A 17,782-nucleotide genomic window follows, 5' to 3' on the forward strand; every position below is an offset into this window, starting at 1 on the left:
CCATGATCCCCCTTCAACTGTTGGCTTATCCTACGTCGAGGGTCATAAAGTCATCTGGATATACCTTTGCGCCTGCGCTTTTATAAGGCAACAGAACGTGCTCTTACAGAAAGCAAGGATGGCAAAGGAGTGTCAACGATATGGATTACGAAGACAGGTTTGGCGAAGGGAGGCTCGGCCCTGCCCGGGATATAAGGGTTGATCCGTTCGTCAGTGAATTTGATATGGGGCTGGCCCGGCCGTTGTCCCGTTCGGTGCGCTTGAATGGTTTTGCGACCTGCTTGCGGCTTGAACAGGTCTATTGGGATATTTTGGGCGATATGGCCAAGGTCAATTGCTGTTCGGTCAGCGCGCTGTTGTCCCATGTGGACCGCGAAGTGCATTTGCGTCACGGCGGGGTCAGGAACTTCACCGGGCTGGTGCGGGTTGTCTGCGTCGTGCGCAGCTTGAAGGAAGGGGGCTGCATTGCGGCGCCTTAGCCGCAGCGACGTAGAGGGTTGAGTGTCAGTCTGTGCAGTCTTACGGCTGCACAGGCTGCATTTAATGGATATAATCCCGCTCTTTGCCGCAAAACCCAGCGTGTGCGGTAGCAATCTGATCGCCGAGACAACCCCCATGCCGATGTACGACTATCAATGTGCTTCCTGTGGTCATCAGTTGGAAGCCATTCAAAAGATCAGCGCAGCACCGCTGGTCGACTGCCCTGCCTGCCAGGCGCCAGAGCTTAAAAAGATGCTGTCCATGCCAGGTTTCCGCCTCAGCGGCACCGGCTGGTACGAAACCGATTTCAAGACCGGCTCGAAGAAGAACCTGGCCGGCGGCGACAAAGCTGACTAGGGTCTAGGGCCTGAGTTGAACCACACGCGTGAGCTCTTGCATCATCCGCAGCCTGATGTGCAGGACTCCAACCGAATTTCGAATTACGAGAAGTGAAACCACTACCATGATGCGCAGCCATTATTGCGGCCAACTGAACGAAAGCCTGGACGGCCAGGAAATTACCCTTTGCGGATGGGTCCACCGTCGCCGTGACCACGGTGGGGTGATTTTCCTCGATATCCGTGATCGTGATGGTCTGGCCCAGGTAGTGTTCGACCCGGACCGCGCTGAATCCTTCGCCGCCGCCGATCGCGTGCGCAGCGAGTACGTCGTGAAAATCACCGGCAAGGTTCGCCTGCGCCCGGCTGGTGCGACCAACGCCAACATGGCGTCGGGCATGATCGAAGTCCTCGGCTACGAACTGGAAGTGCTGAACGAGTCGGAAACCCCGCCGTTCCCGCTGAACGAGTTCTCCGATGTCGGCGAAGAAACCCGCCTGCGCTATCGCTTCCTTGACCTGCGTCGCCCGGAAATGGCCGAGAAGCTGCGTTTGCGTTCGCGCATGACCACCAGCATCCGTCGCTTCCTCGACGAGAACGGCTTCCTCGACGTCGAGACGCCGATCCTGACCCGCGCGACCCCTGAAGGTGCTCGCGACTACCTGGTGCCGAGCCGTACTCACGCCGGTTCGTTCTTCGCCTTGCCGCAATCGCCACAGCTGTTCAAGCAACTGCTGATGGTGGCTGGCTTCGACCGTTACTACCAGATCGCCAAGTGCTTCCGCGACGAAGACCTGCGTGCCGACCGTCAGCCTGAGTTCACCCAGATCGACATCGAGACCAGCTTCCTCGATGAAAACGAGATCATGGGCATCACCGAAAAAATGATCCGCAACCTGTTCAAGGAAGTGCTGGACCTGGAATTCGGCGACTTCCCGCACATGACCTTCGCAGAAGCCATGCGTCGTTACGGTTCTGACAAGCCAGACCTGCGTAACCCGCTGGAACTGGTTGACGTTGAAGATCAACTGAAAGAAGTCGACTTCAAGGTGTTCAGCGGCCCGGCCAACGACCCGAAATGCCGCATTGCCGCGTTGCGCGTTCCAGGCGCTGCGAGCATGCCGCGCAAGCAGATCGACGACTACACCAAGTTCGTCGGCATCTACGGTGCCAAGGGCCTGGCGTACATCAAGGTCAACGAGCGCGCCAAAGGCGTCGAAGGCCTGCAATCGCCAATCGTGAAGAACATCCCTGAAGCCAACCTCAATGTGATCCTGGATCGCGTTGGCGCGGTTGACGGCGACATCGTGTTCTTCGGTGCTGACAAAGCCAAGATCGTCAGCGAGGCCCTGGGCGCGCTGCGGATCAAGGTAGGTAACGACCTGGAGCTGCTGACCTGCAAGTGGGCGCCAATGTGGGTCGTCGACTTCCCGATGTTCGAAGAAAACGACGACGGCAGCTTCACTGCCTTGCACCACCCGTTCACCGCGCCGAAGTGCACCCCGGAAGAACTGGAAGCCAACCCGGCGACCGCTCTGTCCCGTGCCTACGACATGGTGCTGAACGGCACTGAGCTGGGTGGCGGTTCGATCCGTATCCACCGCAAGGAAATGCAGCAGACCGTATTCCGCCTGCTGGGCATCAACGAAGCGGAACAGGAAGAGAAGTTCGGCTTCCTGCTCGACGCCCTGAAGTACGGCGCACCGCCGCACGGTGGCCTGGCCTTCGGTCTGGATCGTCTGGTGATGCTGATGACCGGCGCCCAGTCGATCCGTGAAGTGATCGCCTTCCCGAAAACCCAGAGCGCGGCAGACGTCATGACTCAGGCACCGGGTCAGGTTGATGCCAAGGCACTGCGCGAATTGCACATTCGCCTGCGCGAAACGCCAAAGGCTGAGTAAGGCTGACCGCAAAGGCGCATCCTTGCCGGATGCGCCTTTTCTTTAGGTCGAGATTTTTTTTGTTGCTGGCCGACAATCTGTGGCGGGCAATGTTTCAAAGAGAATTCGGAGCGAGTTATGGCGGGTCATTCCAAGTGGGCGAACATCAAGCACCGCAAAGAACGTCAGGATGCCAAGAAGGGCAAGATTTTCACCAAGTGGATTCGTGAACTGACCGTTGCTGCCCGTCAGGGCGGTGGTGACCCGGGTTCCAACCCGCGTTTGCGTCTGGCGCTGGACAAGGCCCTTGGCGCGAACATGAGCCGCGATATCATCGATCGCGCGGTCGCACGCGGTGCCGGTGCTGCCGACACCGACGACATGGTCGAGCTGACCTACGAAGGCTACGGCCCGGGTGGCGTGGCGGTGATGGTCGAGTGCATGACCGACAACCGTAATCGCACCGCTGCCGCTGTTCGCCACGCTTTCAGTAAATGTGGTGGCAACCTCGGCACCGACGGTTCCGTGGCCTATCTGTTCGAGCGCAAAGGGCAGATTTCCTTCGCCCCAGGCGTTGACGAAGATGCCTTGATGGAAGCGGCCATGGAAGCCGATGCCGATGACGTGGTTACCCATGAAGACGGCTCCATCGATGTATTCACTTCGTTTGCCGGTTTCTATTCCGTGCGTAATGCGCTGGAAGCGGCCGGTTTCAAAGGTGAAGACGCAGAAATCGTGATGCTGCCCACTACCAGCGCCGAGCTGGACCTGGAAGGCGCCGAGAAGGTGCTCAAGCTGATCGACATGCTTGAAGACCTGGATGACGTGCAGAACGTCTACTCCAACGCGGACATTCCGGAGTCGGTGGCTGCACAGCTGGGTTAAGGGCGACTAGGATTTAATGTGGGAGCTGGCTTGCCTGCGATGGCATCACCTCGGTGTATCAGACAGACCGAGGTGATGCCATCGCAGGCAAGCCAGCTCCCACAATTGTTATTCGCTGAATTGAATATCGTGCTTTCACTGAACCCGCAGGCGTTATGACTTTAATCCTTGGTATCGACCCCGGTTCGCGCATCACCGGTTATGGCGTGGTACGCGATACCGGCCGTGGCTGCGTTTATGTGGCATCGGGTTGCATTCGAACCGGCTCTGGCGAATTGCACGAGCGTCTGCAAATCGTCTATCGGGGCGTGCGGGAAGTCATTCAGACCTATGGTCCTGTGACCATGGGTATCGAAAAGGTCTTTATGGCACGCAACGCAGACTCCGCGCTGAAGCTGGGTCAGGCCCGGGGTGCGGCGATTGTGGCGGGTGCCGAAGAAAACCTGGAAATAGCCGAGTACACCGCAACCCAGGTCAAACAAGCCGTGACCGGCACCGGTGCGGCGAATAAAGAACAAGTGCAGATGATGGTCATGCACATGCTGAAACTGACCAGCAAGCCGCAAATCGATGCGTCGGATGCCCTGGCCATCGCCATTTGCCATGCGCATACCCGGTCCAGTCTGTTACCCCATGGCCTTGGCGCGGCACGCAGTCGTGGCGGGCGCTTGCGTCTCTGATAGCATCAGCAATCATTTTTTGCGGAATGAGGTTTTTCGTGTCTGTGTCGTCGACGCGACCCCTCGCTCTGTCGGTCGCCAGGCATTGATCTGGCCAACGCTCAAGGATCTGAAACGTGATTGGACGCTTGCGCGGCACACTGGCTGAAAAACAGCCGCCGCACCTGATTCTGGATGTAAACGGTCTGGGGTATGAGTTGGAGGTGCCCATGACCACGTTGTATCGCTTGCCGTCGGTCGGTGAACCGCTGACCTTGCACACCCACTTGGTCGTACGCGAAGACGCGCAGTTACTCTATGGTTTCGCCAGCAAGCGAGAGCGAGACTTTTTTCGCGAGTTGATCCGTCTCAATGGTGTCGGGCCAAAATTGGCGCTGGCGTTGATGTCGAGTCTGGAAGTCGATGAGCTGGTCCGTTGCGTGCAGTCCCAGGACACCTCGGCGCTAACCAAGGTGCCGGGCGTGGGCAAGAAGACTGCCGAACGCTTGCTGGTGGAACTCAAGGATCGCTTCAAGGCGTGGGAAACCGTACCGGCGATGTTCGCGCTGGTGCCAAACCAACCGGGCGGGCCGGACGCGTCAGCTCCAGTGGCTACCGCCGAAAACGACGCGGTCAGCGCGCTGATTTCCCTGGGCTACAAGCCTCAGGAAGCCAGCAAGGCGATTTCTGCGATCAAGGAGAAAGGCTTGAGCAGTGAAGACATGATTCGTCGTGCCCTGAAGGGAATGATTTAAGTGATTGAAGCCGATCGTCTGATTGCCGCCACCCCCGGTCCTCGTGACCGCGAGGAAGTCCAGGACCGGGCGATTCGTCCTGTCAGCCTGGCCGAATACATCGGCCAGCCGACTGTTCGCGAGCAAATGGAGTTGTTCATCCAGGCCGCGCGTGGGCGTAACGAGTCTCTGGACCACACGCTGATTTTCGGTCCGCCCGGTTTGGGCAAGACCACGCTGGCGAACATCATCGCCCAGGAAATGGGCGTGTCGATCAAGAGCACGTCAGGGCCGGTCCTCGAGCGTCCGGGTGATCTGGCCGCGTTGTTGACCAATCTTGAACCCCATGACGTGCTGTTCATCGACGAGATCCATCGCCTGTCGCCGATTGTCGAAGAAGTGCTGTACCCGGCCATGGAGGATTTTCAGCTCGACATCATGATCGGCGAAGGCCCGGCCGCGCGTTCGATCAAGCTTGATTTGCCGCCGTTCACCCTGGTGGGCGCAACAACGCGTGCCGGTATGCTGACCAACCCGCTGCGCGATCGCTTCGGCATCGTCCAGCGCCTGGAGTTCTACAGCACCGCGGACCTGGCAACGATTGTCAGCCGTTCGGCGAACATACTGGGCTTGCCGCTGGACCCGGAGGGTGCGTTTGAAATCGCCCGGCGTGCTCGCGGTACGCCACGTATTGCCAATCGCCTGCTGCGCCGGGTGCGCGATTTCGCCGAAGTTCGCGCCAAGGGGCACATTACCAAGCCGATCGCTGATCTCGCATTGAATCTGCTGGATGTCGACGAGCGTGGCTTCGATCATCAGGACCGGCGCCTGCTGCTGACCATGATCGAGAAGTTCGACGGTGGGCCGGTCGGGGTGGATAGCCTGGCCGCCGCCATCAGCGAAGAACGCCACACCATCGAAGATGTGCTGGAGCCGTACTTGATCCAGCAGGGCTACATCATGCGCACCCCTCGGGGGCGAGTTGTCACCCGGCATGCGTATTTGCACTTCGGTTTAAATATTCCGTCACGATTGGGTGAAATGCCCGTGGTAGACGAGTTCCTGGATGCCGTTGACGATTAATATCCTTTGCGCGCTGATATATTCGGCTTTTGTGCGGTCCCAGGACCGTACTTTTGCCGCAAAGCCGCAGATCAATGAAAAACAGTTGCCTGGCCGGATTGGCAACCTGAGGAGTAAGCACTAGAGTATGCGCGCGCAAAACGGGCTTGAGCCGTTCGTACATCGTTGTCGCGTTTATTACGAGGACACCGATGCGGGCGGCATCGTGTATTACGTCAATTACCTCAAGTTTATGGAACGGGCTCGAACCGAGCGGCTCCGGGATCTGGGCTTTGCCCAATCGGCGCTGGCAGGGGAGGACCTGTTGTTTGTCGTGCATTCCAGCGAAGCGCGTTACCACGCGCCGGCGCGACTGGACGACGAGCTTCTGGTAAGCGCTGAAGTAATCGAATTGAACCGTGTCAGCCTGCGCTTCAAGCAGCAGGTCAGGCGGGCTACGGATAATGTGCTGCTCTGCGAAGGGCAGTTTTTGGTGGCCTGTGTGCGCACTGAAAGTTTGAAACCCCGGGCCATTCCCGAAGCTCTACGAGCGGCCTTTGCCGACGTGAGCGGCGCGGGTACACACTCAAAGCAGGAGATAAAGCGTGGAAGCTAACGTCGTCGACCATTCCTCCATGTGGAGCCTGGTCAGCAATGCCAGTATCGTGGTGCAACTGGTAATGCTGATCCTGGTAGCCGCATCGGTCACCTCATGGATCATGATCTTTCAGCGCAGCAATCTGCTGCGCGCCGGTCGACGTGCCCTGGAGAGCTTTGAAGAGCGCTTCTGGTCGGGTATCGACCTGTCCAAACTCTACCGTCAGGCCGGCAGCAACCCTGATCCGGATTCAGGCGTCGAGCAGATCTTCCGGGCCGGCTTCAAGGAATTCTCCCGTCTGCGCCAGCAGCCAGGTGTCGATCCGGAAGCGGTCATGGAAGGCGTGGCCCGTGCCATGCGCGTTGCCATTTCCCGCGAAGAAGAGAAGCTCGAGCAGAGCCTGCCGTTCCTCGCCACCGTAGGTTCCGTCAGCCCGTACATCGGTCTGTTTGGTACGGTCTGGGGCATCATGAACTCCTTCCGTGGTCTGGCCACTGCCCAACAAGCGACCCTGGCCACTGTGGCGCCAGGTATTGCCGAGGCACTGATTGCAACTGCGATCGGCTTGTTCGCCGCCATCCCGGCCGTTATCGCTTACAACCGTTTTGCTGCTCGCAGTGAAACCCTGCTGGGCCGTTACTACACCTTCGCCGATGAATTCCAGGCGATCCTGCACCGCAAAGTGCACACCAGCGAAGAATAAGCAGGTAATTTCCAATGGCTTTAATCGCTCGAGCTCGCAAAAAGCGCAAGCCGGTTGCCGAGATGAACGTGGTGCCTTACATCGACGTGATGTTGGTGCTGCTGGTCATCTTCATGGTGACCGCGCCGATGCTCAATCAGGGCGTGAAAGTTGATCTGCCCAAGGTTTCCAGCGAAGCCTTGCCGCAGGACAACAACACCCAGGTCCTGACCATTTCGATCAAGGCTGACAAGACCTACTACTGGAACCTTGGCAGCGAAGTCGACACCGAAAAGCAGCAGGACAAGGCCATGACCTTGCCGCAGATGACTGACGCGGTGACCAAGATCATTCGTGCCGGCACTGAAGGCGGCAAGCGCACTCAGGTGTTCATCCGCGGCGACAAGACCGTCGACTACGGTTCGGTCATGGGCGCCATGGGCGGGTTGCAGAAAGCCGGGGTCGGTAATGTTGGCTTGATTACCGAGGCGCCCTGATGCAGCAACAACGAGAGCCAACAGCCTCGGAAAGCTACTTCTGGCCTAGTGTCTGGGCGATTGGCTTGCACGTGCTGGTGTTCGGCATGCTGTTTGTCAGCTTTGCCTTCACGCCTGAGTTGCCGCCGGCCAAGCCAATTGTCCAGGCGACGCTGTACCAGCTGAAATCGAAAAGTCGGGCGACCACCCAGACCAATCAGAAGATTGCGGGTGAGGCGCAGAAATCTGCTGCGCGCCAGACCGAAGTCGAACAGTTGGAACAGAAGAAGGTCGAGCAGGAAGCGGTGAAGGCTGCGGAACAAAAGAAAGAAGAGGCGGCTCAAAAGGCCGAGGAAGCCAAGAAGGCTGACGAGTCGAAGAAAGCGGATGAGGCGAAAAAGGCTGATGAAGCCAAGAAAGCCGATGAAGCGAAGAAGACCGCCGAAGCCAAAAAGGCCGAAGAGAAACAATTGGCTGATATAGCCAAGAAGAAAGCCGAAGAAGAAGCCAAGAAAGCCGCTGAAGAAGAGGCCAAGAAAGAGGCCGCTGAAGAAGCGAAGAAGAAAATCGTCGAAGACGCGAAGAAGAAAGCCGCCGAAGACGCCAAGAAGAAAGCTGAAGCTGAAGAGGCGAAGAAGAAAGTCGCCGAAGATGCGAAGAAGAAAGCTGCTGCCGATGCTGCGAAGAAGAAATCGCAGGATGCAGCACGTAAATCCGCCGAAGACAAAAAGGCTCAAGCCCTGGCAGATTTGCTTTCCGACACGCCGCAGCGCCAGCAGGCCTTGGCGGATGAACAGGGTGATGAAGTCGCCGGCAGTTTCGATGATTTGATTCGTCTTCGTGCGGCGGAAGGCTGGGCTCGTCCACCTTCGGCACGCAAAGGTATGACAGTCGTGCTGCAAATCGGCATGTTGCCGGATGGTACGGTGACTTCGGCCAGCGTGGCCAAGTCCAGTGGTGACGGTCCGTTTGATGCGTCTGCTGTAGCGGCAGTGAAGAATATTGGACGTTTGACAGAAATGCAGGGAATGAAGCCGAGCGATTTTGCTCCGTATCGTTCATTCAAGATGACATTCACGCCTGAGGATTTAGCCCCGTGAGAAACCTTCTACGAGGAATGCTTGTCGCTATCTGCTGTCTGGCAGGGATGGCGATGGCGGATGAGAAAAACATTCTGGTCACCAGCGGCAGTGATCGGGCTACCCCGATTGCAGTCGTGCCGTTCGCTTTCCAGGGCGGCGCTGTGCTGCCAGACGACATGGCCGAAATCATCGGTAACGACCTGCGCAACTCGGGTTACTACTCGCCGATTCCAAAGCAGAACATGATCAGCTTGCCGAGCCAGGCCAGCGAAATCATTTTCCGTGACTGGAAGGCGGTGGGTGCCCAATACATCATGGTCGGCAGTATCGTTCCAGCGGGCGGTCGCCTGCAGGTTCAATACGCACTGTTCAACGTTGCCACCGAGCAGCAAGTACTGACCGGCAGCGTGTCGGGCAGTACAGATCAGCTGCGCGACATGGCGCACTACATCTCCGACCAGTCGTTTGAAAAACTCACCGGTATCAAAGGTGCGTTCTCGACTCGCCTGCTGTACGTGACGGCCGAGCGTTTCTCCGAGAAGAACACTCGTTACACGCTGCAACGTTCGGACTATGACGGTGCCCGTGCCGTGACCCTGCTGCAATCGCGCGAGCCAATCCTGTCGCCGCGTTTTGCGCCGGATGGCAAGCGCATCGCCTATGTGTCGTTCGAGCAGAAGCGTCCGCGCATCTTCATGCAGAACATCGACACCGGTCGCCGCGAGCAGATCACCAACTTCGAAGGCCTGAATGGCGCGCCAGCCTGGTCGCCGGACGGCAATCGCCTGGCGTTCGTGCTGTCCAAAGACGGCAACCCGGACATCTATGTGATGAACCTGGGTTCGCGTCAGATCTCTCGTGTCACCAACGGTCCCGGCATCAACACCGAACCGTTCTGGGGTAAGGATGGCTCGACCATCTACTTCACCTCCGACCGTGGCGGCAAGCCGCAGATCTACAAAACCAGCGTCGGTGGTGGCGGTGCGGAGCGTGTGACCTTCGTGGGTAACTACAACGCCAACCCTAAACTGTCGGCTGATGAAAAGACCCTGGTGATGATCCACCGCCAGGATGGTTTCACCAATTTCAAGGTGGCGGCCCAGGATTTGCAGCGAGGTAGTGTAAAGATCCTCACTGATAGCACTCTGGACGAGTCGCCTACTGTTGCGCCCAACGGCACCATGGTAATCTACGCCACCCGCCAGCAGGGCCGGGGAGTCTTGATGCTCGTGTCCATTAATGGACGCGTAAGGCTCCCGCTTCCTACCGCTCAAGGCGAAGTCAGAGAACCTTCCTGGTCCCCTTACCTGAACTGACGCGGCGCTACACGTTGTACTTAACACATTGGGGTTCATTAGGAGTTTCACGATGGAAATGCTGAAGTTTGGTAAATTTGCTGCGCTGGCTCTGGCCATGGCTGTAGCTGTAGGTTGCTCGTCCAAAGGCGGCGACAACGCCGGTGAAGGCGCAGTAGATCCAAACGCTGGTTATGGCGCAAACACTGGTGCCGTTGACGGTTCCCTGAGCGAAGAAGCTGCTCTGCGCGCTATCACCACTTTCTACTTCGAATACGACAGCTCGGACCTGAAGCCAGAAGCCATGCGCGCTCTGGACGTTCACGCCAAAGACCTGAAAGCAAACGGCGCTCGCGTTGTTCTGGAAGGCAACACCGACGAACGTGGTACTCGTGAGTACAACATGGCACTGGGCGAGCGTCGTGCGAAAGCCGTTCAACGCTACCTGGTACTGCAAGGTGTTTCCCCAGCTCAGCTGGAACTGGTTTCCTACGGCGAAGAGCGTCCAGTTGCTACCGGCAACGACGAGCAGTCCTGGGCTCAAAACCGTCGCGTCGAACTGCGTAAGTAATTCGTCATGCGAACGTGCCGTCGTGCTGTAACTGTCTTGGCTCTCAGTCTCGCACCGCTTGCGGTGTGGGCTGCGGTTCCTGTGGTCGATAACAACTCCGGTTATAACAATAGCGGGAGCAGTTATCCGCCTGCAGGTTACGGTACGAACGGCGCCTATGCCGGGGGAGGGGTTTCGGCCCCTGTCTCGGCACAGGGCGAGCTGTTCAACCAACTGCAACAAATGCAGCAACAGATCGAGCGCCAGCAAGGCGCGATTGAAGTTCTGCAAAATGATGTAGCGCGCATGAAGCAAGAGAACCTGGAGCGATATCAGGATCTTGATCGGCGCATTGGAACCGGTGCTGCACCTGCCGCGACTCCTGAGAATTCTTCCTCCAGTGGTGATTTGAACGCCCCTGGTGCTGCCGTCGGCGCAAGTGCTGGAGCCGCTGCCGCTCAAGCACCTGCCGCGGGTAGCGAACCGGCTGATCCGGCGAAGGAAAAGCTGTATTACGACGCAGCCTTCGACCTGATCAAAGCCAAGGATTTCGACAAGGCCAGCCAGGCTTTTGCCGCATTCCTGCGCAAATACCCGAACAGCCAATACGCGGGCAATGCCCAGTACTGGTTGGGCGAAGTGAACCTGGCCAAAGGCGATCTGCAAGGTGCAGGTCAAGCGTTTGCCAAGGTTTCACAGTTGTACCCAAAGCACGCCAAAGTGCCTGATTCGTTGTACAAGCTGGCTGATGTAGAACGCCGCCTCGGTCACACCGACAAGGTCAAAGGCATTCTGCAGCAGGTTGTGTCGCAGTATCCGGGCACTTCCGCCGCTCAGCTGGCCCAGCGTGATCTGCAAAAAATGTAAGGGCTGCTTGACCCGTTTCGAAGAAACCCGCGCTTGTCGCGGGTTTTTTCGTTAGAATTCACGCCCTTTTTATGAAACACGCTTTTTGGGATCTGCGCGGTGGCGGGGTTCCTTGAAGTGCCTGACGGAGGCGGACAGCCTGTTTAGCTGTTATGCCCGTGGCGACTATGCAAGACACATTGAGAATCACCGAAGTTTTTTACTCGTTGCAGGGTGAAACGCGGACTGCCGGGCTGCCCACTGTATTTGTGCGCCTGACCGGTTGCCCATTGCGTTGCCAATACTGCGACAGCGCCTATGCCTTCACGGGTGGAACCATCCGCCCGCTCGACGATATCCTCGAGCAAGTGGCCGGTTTTCGCCCGCGTTATGTGTGTGTCACCGGTGGTGAGCCACTGGCACAACCTAACGCCATCCCATTGCTCAAGCAGTTGTGCGACGCCGGTTACGAAGTGTCACTGGAAACCAGTGGTGCACTCGACATCTCGGCAGTAGATTCTCGGGTCAGTCGCGTTGTCGACCTGAAAACCCCGGGTTCGAAGGAAGCACACCGCAACCGCTACGAGAATATCGAGCTGCTTACACCCAACGACCAAGTGAAGTTTGTCATCTGCTCGCGGGAAGACTACGACTGGGCTGTGTCCAAGCTGATCCAGTACGGTCTTGATCGGCGCGCCGGTGAAGTCCTGTTTTCGCCAAGCCACCATGACCTGAATGCTCGGGACCTGGCGGACTGGGTCGTGGCGGACAACCTGCCAGTGCGTTTGCAATTGCAGCTGCATAAATATCTTTGGAATGACGAGCCGGGGCGCTGAAATGACTGAACAATCGAACACTGCTGAAAAACGTGCGGTCATCCTGCTGTCCGGTGGCCTGGACTCGGCGACAGTCGTGGCCATGGCTCGCGCCGAAGGTTACAGCTGCTACACCATGAGCTTCGATTATGGTCAGCGGTCTCATGCGGAGTTGCATGCCGCCGCACGCGTCGCCCGAGACTTGGGTGTGGTCGAGCACAAGGTGATCGGTCTGAACCTGAACGGCATTGGCGGCTCGGCACTGACCGACAGCAGCATCGACATACCGGAAGAGCTCGGCGAAGGTATTCCGGTGACCTACGTACCGGCACGCAACACGGTGTTTCTGTCGCTGGCGTTGGGCTGGGCGGAAGTGCTGGGTGCGCGTGACATCTTTATTGGTGTCAATGCGGTGGATTACTCCGGTTACCCTGACTGCCGTCCCGAGTTCATCGAGTCGTTCGAGCGCATGGCCAATCTGGCGACCAAGGCCGGTGTAGAGGGTAATGGCTTCCGCATTCAGGCGCCGCTGCAGAACCTGAGCAAGGCGCAGATCGTTGAGGCTGGCGTGAAGCTTGGCGTCAATTACGGGCTGACCGTTTCCTGCTATCAGGCCGACGATAACGGCCGTGCGTGCGGAAAATGCGACAGCTGCCGATTGCGTGCAGAAGGCTTCGCAGCGGCCGGAATCAGCGACCCAACACCTTATTTTTGATTTATTTCAAATTAGGTGTTGAATAGTCCTTAAAAATCAGTATTATACGCGCCACCACACAGCGGGTCGTTAGCTCAGTTGGTAGAGCAGTTGGCTTTTAACCAATTGGTCGTAGGTTCGAATCCCACACGACCCACCATTTTTGTAGCAGTTTTAAAAGTCTGGAAGGCCCACGCAAGTGAGGATTTCCGGATTTTTTTTTGCCTGCGATAAAGCAAGGACGAGCGAAACTGCGCGCACTGCGCAGTGGCGATGGATGAGTCCTTCAGCGAACTCTTGGTTAGGTTAGTGTTTCGTTCTGGCGGTGACCTGACTGCGTTGATACTCGATTTGCGGGCCACACGAGTCATTGACGAGGGCATCCTCAAAGACACCCTGTCTGACCCTGTCGCAGGCGCTGGAGCGCCTTCCAGGGCCTATATGTCTTTCGCTACCCCTTTGAACAACCCCTTCAGCTGTTGATTGCCCGCATCCACGAGATGGTTGTCATCAAAATACAAAGGAACGCCGTCCTTGGACCCCATGCAGTGTCCTTCCGGGCAAAGGTATGGGGCCGGGTCCACTACCGTCACGTTGCAACGCTTCGCAACTGCTTCAATTACGGCGATAGCGTTCCTGTTGCGCTGCTCATACTCATACAGCGGGATCGAAATGTCTGATGCCTGCTGGAATATCCGCCGATGCAGATTCAAGCCTTTGTAGACGCTGAAGGGCATTTCCGGAATCGGCTTCACGATATAAACCGGATGATTTTTCGCGATCGAGCAGACGACGTCGGAGTATTGCTCCGTGTAGGTCTCGACAAATGATGAAGCATCCAAGTGCTTCTGTTCAGGGAAGGAAATACGGTAGCTGTTGTTTCTGCTTGGGTCTGAATACAGTGCTGCCCTGCTGAATAGCACCACAGGGATGCCCTGGTACGACCTTTTCAATACTTCCAGTTTTTCATGATTGAACGCTTGGCATTGGCTTTCCAGCTCTTTGTCTCGCATTGCGAAGTTTTGCAGGGGAGGGCAGCCGCCGCGAGCCCAGGACAATGCGGCCTGCTTGTTCTCCATCTGGACAGCCGCAGCCGTAGATTGAGCATGACTGTCGCCAAATAGGATGACCGACACTTCACCCGTCCCGAGTTTGCAATCGGCGGCGGCAAAGTTGTTGGGGTAGCACTCCTGCGGGTACAGCTTGCTGGTGTATTCGGGCTGCCCCAAGTCGACAAATGCAAACCGCACGGCCGGGTAGTTCTTCACTACCGAAGACGTTATGGCTGACAAGGCAACCACCCCCACTGCGTATGACGCGAATTTGAGGATCGTTGCTGGCGCAGACGTAATCTTCTTCACCTTCGACTCAATCAGGTAGAACGACAGCGCACCCAGCACGAACGAAAGAACAATCGCCCCCACAATGTGCGGCACGCTCGTCAGCAAGCCACAGCTATAGAGAAACACCACCAACGGCCAATGCCACAGATAAACGGAGTAAGAGATTTTTCCGGTGAATTGCAGAGCCTTGTGGTTGCTGAAAACTGATTGAGTATTCCCGTAGATCACCAGCGCTGTGCCTAAGACCGGGAGCGCCGCAAGATACCCAGGCCAGAGATCCTGCTCAGAAAAGCAGAACACACTGGCCAGAATTGCCAGTAACCCGAGTCCCTCGCAAACCGTGCTGTTGCGCTTGCCGAGTTGAAGGGGGAACAGAAATACCAGTCCCCCCGCGATCAGCTCCCAGGCACGGGTCGGCAGCATGTAGAACGCAAAAACGGGATTGGCCTTCGTCACAAGGATGGACGCGCCAAAGGACATCAAGGCCAGTATCACCAGTGCATAGGTGGTCTTGCGGGCACCGAAGCATTTGTACAGCGCCATGAGCAGCACGGGGTAGAGCATGTAGAACTGCCACTCAACTGACAGCGACCAGGTATGCAGCAGCCAGTTCTCGTGCAGCGGGGCATCGAAATAGCTCCCGCCTTTGGCAAACATGAAATTAGAGCTGAAGAGCAAGCTGCTTTTGATCGTTCTGATGGTGTCCCGGTAGTCGTCAAGGGGTAGAAACGCGAAGCCGAACACCAATAGCGCAACGCACAGAGCCAATAGTGCCGGAACAATTCGGCGTGCTCTTGATGCGTAGAACCCGAGGAGCGAGAAATTTTGTTTTTGAAGGCCGGTAAAGATGATTCCGGTCATCAGGAAGCCGGATATGACGAAAAAGACGTCAACCCCCGCAAACCCCCCGCCGAACCCTTCGATCTCGAAGTGGAAAAGCACTACGGATATGACGGCAAGTGCTCGTAACGCATTGATATTTTTGTGAAATTGCATTTTATTCCCGCTATCACATCCCTATTGGCAGGGGGCATTGTAGTGGCCGTGTTTACTGATTTGTACATTCTCACTACAAATCTATTTGCCTGTGAGCATGGGTGTAGAGCACGCGGGGTGGTGCAGGTCAGAATCATCTTTTGCATCCGCGGGATATTCTGTAGCCTTGCGCATCTTCAACGCTGTCCGTGCCTGTTGAATACTCACTTTCCCGGCGGTACCCAGTAGGGTCCGGAGCCGGGTGTATACTCGACTTTCGCGCAAATGCGCCTGCAGGTCTTGCGAACATGACGCAGATTTCCGAACGCCTTTTGGTCCAGGCTCACCTCGATGCCAAGCAGCCCAAACCGCTGACTGCCGAGGAAGAGGCCTATTACCGTGCCGCCATCGCCGCCGAGCTCAAGGCTCAGAACGCGGTGCTGGTTGCCCACTTCTATTGCGATCCGGTCATTCAGGCATTGGCTGAAGAAACCGGTGGATGCGTCTCCGACTCGTTGGAGATGGCCCGCTTCGGCGCCGCACATCCGGCCAAAACCGTGGTGGTCGCCGGTGTGAAGTTCATGGGTGAAACCGCGAAAATCCTCACTCCTGAAAAACGTGTGCTGATGCCCACCCTCGAAGCGACGTGTTCGCTGGACCTGGGTTGCCCGGTGGACGAGTTTTCGGCGTTCTGTGATCAGCACCCGGAACGCACCGTCGTGGTGTACGCCAATACCTCGGCGGCAGTCAAAGCCCGGGCGGATTGGGTGGTGACCTCCAGTTGCGCACTGGAAATCGTCGAAAGCCTGATGGACAACGGCGAGACCATTATCTGGGGCCCGGACAAACACCTGGGCACCTACATTCAGCGCCAGACCGGTGCAGACATGCTGCTGTGGGACGGTGCTTGCATCGTTCACGAGGAGTTCAAGTCCAAGCAGCTTGAAGACATGAAGGCGCTGTACCCCGAAGCCGCGATTCTGGTGCACCCGGAGTCCCCGACCTCGGTGATCGAACTGGCGGATGCCGTCGGTTCTACCAGCCAGTTGATCGCGGCGGCGCAGAGCCTGCCAAACAAGACTTTGATCGTCGCCACCGACCGCGGCATTTTCTACAAGATGCAGCAGCTGTGCCCGGACAAGGTCTTCATCGAAGCGCCAACGGCCGGTAACGGCGCAGCCTGCCGCAGTTGCGCACACTGCCCGTGGATGGCAATGAACACGCTTGAGCGCCTGCTGAAGAGCTTGAAAGAGGGGGCGAATGAGATCTTTGTCGATCCTGCGCTGATTCCGCAGGCGATTCGCCCGTTAAAGCGCATGCTCGACTTCACTCAGGCTGCGCGAATGAAGCTGGCGGGTAACGCCTGATTCGCTGACCGCTAAAAAAAACGCCCCGATTTGGTCGGGGCGTTTTTGCATCTGGTGGTCTACTTGGTTTTTTTCGGAATCTGTACGAGCTGAGTGTTGGAGTACATGTCATGCCAGCTGCGTTTCTGCTTGTCGAACAGCGACCAGTAAAAACCCAGCCCCAGACATAGCCAGGACGCTATCGACACTACAAACCGCAACAGCGCCTGCCACAGGCTGATGGACGAGCCGTCGACGTTCTGTACGCGGATGCACCACACCTGCATGCCCAGTGTCTGGCCAGACCAGGTCCAGAACTTGGCGAAAAAGCCGAACAGTACAAACAGCAACACCGTCGAGAGCAATGGATCGCCGTCCAGCGCGCCGGCTTCGGTCAGGGTGCGCATTTTTTCTTCGCCAAGGATGGCCATCTGGATCATCTTGTAAATGCCGCTGGTGACGATCAGCAGGGCGGTACACAACAGAAAGTCATAGAACATCGCTGCCATGCGACGACCCAGGGGGGCGGTGGGGAAGTCGCCCTGGGGGTTGAGCAGGTGTTTCGACATGGCAGCCTCTGGGCAGAAAAAAGAAGCCATTTTACGGATTTACGCGCACAAAAAAGCCCCTGATGTCAGCATCAGGGGCTTTTTCGTTACAGAAGATTAACCTTCTGCTTGAACCTCGTCAGCCTGCATGCCTTTCTGGCCTTGCACGGCAACGAAAGTCACTTTCTGGCCTTCTTTCAGGCTCTTGAAGCCGTTGCCCTGGATGGCGCGGAAATGTACGAACAGATCCGGACCGCTTTCAGGAGTGATAAAACCAAAACCTTTCTCGTCGTTAAACCACTTGACGGTACCGCTCTGACGTTGGGACATTTCTTATTTCCTTTGACGCAAAAATTAATGACAGTCTCCTTCTCGTGAAAGAGTACTGGGGCTGGTTGCAGGAGAGTAAGAAGACGTCGAACGGGATGTAGCTAACTTGTAGGCTACTGCCCAGGTCACGATTCCAAGCGACCCATGCAAACACAGTGGACAAA

The 17,782-nt window shown here is 57.0% G+C and carries 20 protein-coding genes and 1 tRNA gene; 18 read left to right on the plus strand and 3 right to left on the minus strand.

Annotated features, from left to right (window positions below; genetic code table 11):
* The first annotated feature begins 140 nt into the window (after positions 1–140).
* The 17 genes from BMS17_RS18410 to BMS17_RS18490 all read left to right on the plus strand — a co-directional run bounded on the left by BMS17_RS18410 (position 141) and on the right by BMS17_RS18490 (position 13,236).
* Entirely contained in the window at positions 141–479 is a 339-nt protein-coding gene (locus BMS17_RS18410; protein WP_046033285.1) for a ribbon-helix-helix domain-containing protein, read from the plus strand.
* A gap of 136 nt (positions 480–615) precedes the next feature.
* A complete protein-coding gene (locus BMS17_RS18415; protein ID WP_010457489.1) occupies positions 616–837 on the plus strand; it encodes an FmdB family zinc ribbon protein in 222 nt (73 codons plus the stop codon).
* 106 nt (positions 838–943) lie between these two features.
* Positions 944–2,719: an aspartate--tRNA ligase gene (gene aspS / locus BMS17_RS18420; RefSeq protein WP_077431376.1), complete on the plus strand. Its 1,776-nt coding sequence runs from the start codon at positions 944–946 to the stop codon at positions 2,717–2,719.
* A gap of 117 nt (positions 2,720–2,836) precedes the next feature.
* Complete coding sequence (locus BMS17_RS18425) at positions 2,837–3,583, plus strand: YebC/PmpR family DNA-binding transcriptional regulator (protein WP_046033287.1); 747 nt, start codon at positions 2,837–2,839, stop codon at positions 3,581–3,583.
* A 155-nt stretch (positions 3,584–3,738) separates the two neighbouring features.
* Entirely contained in the window at positions 3,739–4,263 is a 525-nt protein-coding gene (gene ruvC / locus BMS17_RS18430; RefSeq protein WP_046032063.1) for a crossover junction endodeoxyribonuclease RuvC, read from the plus strand.
* Positions 4,264–4,379: 116 nt separating this feature from the next.
* Positions 4,380–4,997 carry a Holliday junction branch migration protein RuvA gene (ruvA, locus tag BMS17_RS18435; RefSeq protein WP_046032062.1) on the plus strand — a complete coding sequence of 206 codons (618 nt, stop codon included), beginning with the start codon at positions 4,380–4,382 and terminating at the stop codon, positions 4,995–4,997.
* Positions 4,998–6,059, plus strand: coding sequence for a Holliday junction branch migration DNA helicase RuvB (ruvB, locus tag BMS17_RS18440; protein WP_008027785.1), 1,062 nt, complete (start codon positions 4,998–5,000; stop codon positions 6,057–6,059).
* A 127-nt stretch (positions 6,060–6,186) separates the two neighbouring features.
* Positions 6,187–6,654, plus strand: coding sequence for a tol-pal system-associated acyl-CoA thioesterase (ybgC, locus tag BMS17_RS18445; RefSeq protein WP_007945841.1), 468 nt, complete (start codon positions 6,187–6,189; stop codon positions 6,652–6,654).
* Positions 6,644–7,339, plus strand: coding sequence for a protein TolQ (tolQ, locus tag BMS17_RS18450; RefSeq protein WP_008147369.1), 696 nt, complete (start codon positions 6,644–6,646; stop codon positions 7,337–7,339). The genes ybgC and tolQ overlap by 11 nt, the downstream gene beginning before the upstream one ends.
* Positions 7,340–7,362: 23 nt before the next feature.
* Positions 7,363–7,815: a protein TolR gene (gene tolR / locus BMS17_RS18455; protein WP_161807482.1), complete on the plus strand. Its 453-nt coding sequence runs from the start codon at positions 7,363–7,365 to the stop codon at positions 7,813–7,815.
* Positions 7,815–8,894 carry a cell envelope integrity protein TolA gene (gene tolA / locus BMS17_RS18460; protein WP_046032061.1) on the plus strand — a complete coding sequence of 360 codons (1,080 nt, stop codon included), beginning with the start codon at positions 7,815–7,817 and terminating at the stop codon, positions 8,892–8,894. Before tolR ends, tolA begins: the two co-directional genes overlap by 1 nt.
* A gap of 17 nt (positions 8,895–8,911) precedes the next feature.
* Positions 8,912–10,192 carry a Tol-Pal system beta propeller repeat protein TolB gene (gene tolB, locus BMS17_RS18465; protein WP_263295831.1) on the plus strand — a complete coding sequence of 427 codons (1,281 nt, stop codon included), beginning with the start codon at positions 8,912–8,914 and terminating at the stop codon, positions 10,190–10,192.
* Positions 10,193–10,244: 52 nt separating this feature from the next.
* Positions 10,245–10,742, plus strand: a complete 498-nt coding sequence (pal, locus tag BMS17_RS18470) for a peptidoglycan-associated lipoprotein Pal (RefSeq protein ID WP_003178634.1) — start codon at positions 10,245–10,247, stop codon at positions 10,740–10,742.
* Between the two features lie 6 nt (positions 10,743–10,748).
* Positions 10,749–11,588 carry a tol-pal system protein YbgF gene (ybgF, locus tag BMS17_RS18475; protein WP_046032059.1) on the plus strand — a complete coding sequence of 280 codons (840 nt, stop codon included), beginning with the start codon at positions 10,749–10,751 and terminating at the stop codon, positions 11,586–11,588.
* A 167-nt stretch (positions 11,589–11,755) separates the two neighbouring features.
* Entirely contained in the window at positions 11,756–12,403 is a 648-nt protein-coding gene (gene queE, locus BMS17_RS18480; RefSeq protein ID WP_046032066.1) for a 7-carboxy-7-deazaguanine synthase QueE, read from the plus strand.
* A 1-nt stretch (position 12,404) separates the two neighbouring features.
* On the plus strand, positions 12,405–13,097 hold the full coding sequence (gene queC / locus BMS17_RS18485) for a 7-cyano-7-deazaguanine synthase QueC (RefSeq protein WP_046032058.1): 693 nt from the start codon (positions 12,405–12,407) through the stop codon (positions 13,095–13,097).
* A 63-nt stretch (positions 13,098–13,160) separates the two neighbouring features.
* Positions 13,161–13,236: transfer RNA gene (locus BMS17_RS18490), tRNA-Lys, on the plus strand.
* 277 nt (positions 13,237–13,513) lie between these two features.
* On the opposite strand, the gene BMS17_RS18495 is transcribed toward BMS17_RS18490, so the two are convergent.
* Positions 13,514–15,415, minus strand: a complete 1,902-nt coding sequence (locus BMS17_RS18495; RefSeq protein ID WP_046032057.1) for an acyltransferase family protein — start codon at positions 15,413–15,415, stop codon at positions 13,514–13,516.
* Between the two features lie 287 nt (positions 15,416–15,702).
* Between BMS17_RS18495 and nadA the strand changes: the two genes are divergently transcribed.
* The gene (gene nadA / locus BMS17_RS18500; RefSeq protein WP_046032056.1) at positions 15,703–16,761 is read left to right on the plus strand and encodes a quinolinate synthase NadA; all 1,059 of its coding nucleotides are present in this window, start codon (positions 15,703–15,705) and stop codon (positions 16,759–16,761) included.
* Positions 16,762–16,820: 59 nt separating this feature from the next.
* Here the strand turns inward: nadA and BMS17_RS18505 are convergent, their stop codons facing one another.
* Positions 16,821–17,309, minus strand: a complete 489-nt coding sequence (locus tag BMS17_RS18505; protein WP_077431378.1) for an RDD family protein — start codon at positions 17,307–17,309, stop codon at positions 16,821–16,823.
* A gap of 96 nt (positions 17,310–17,405) precedes the next feature.
* Complete coding sequence (locus BMS17_RS18510; RefSeq protein WP_007934683.1) at positions 17,406–17,618, minus strand: cold-shock protein; 213 nt, start codon at positions 17,616–17,618, stop codon at positions 17,406–17,408.
* Positions 17,619–17,782 lie beyond the last annotated feature (164 nt).

This window comes from Pseudomonas sp. C9, assembly GCF_002000165.1.
GTDB lineage: Bacteria > Pseudomonadota > Gammaproteobacteria > Pseudomonadales > Pseudomonadaceae > Aquipseudomonas.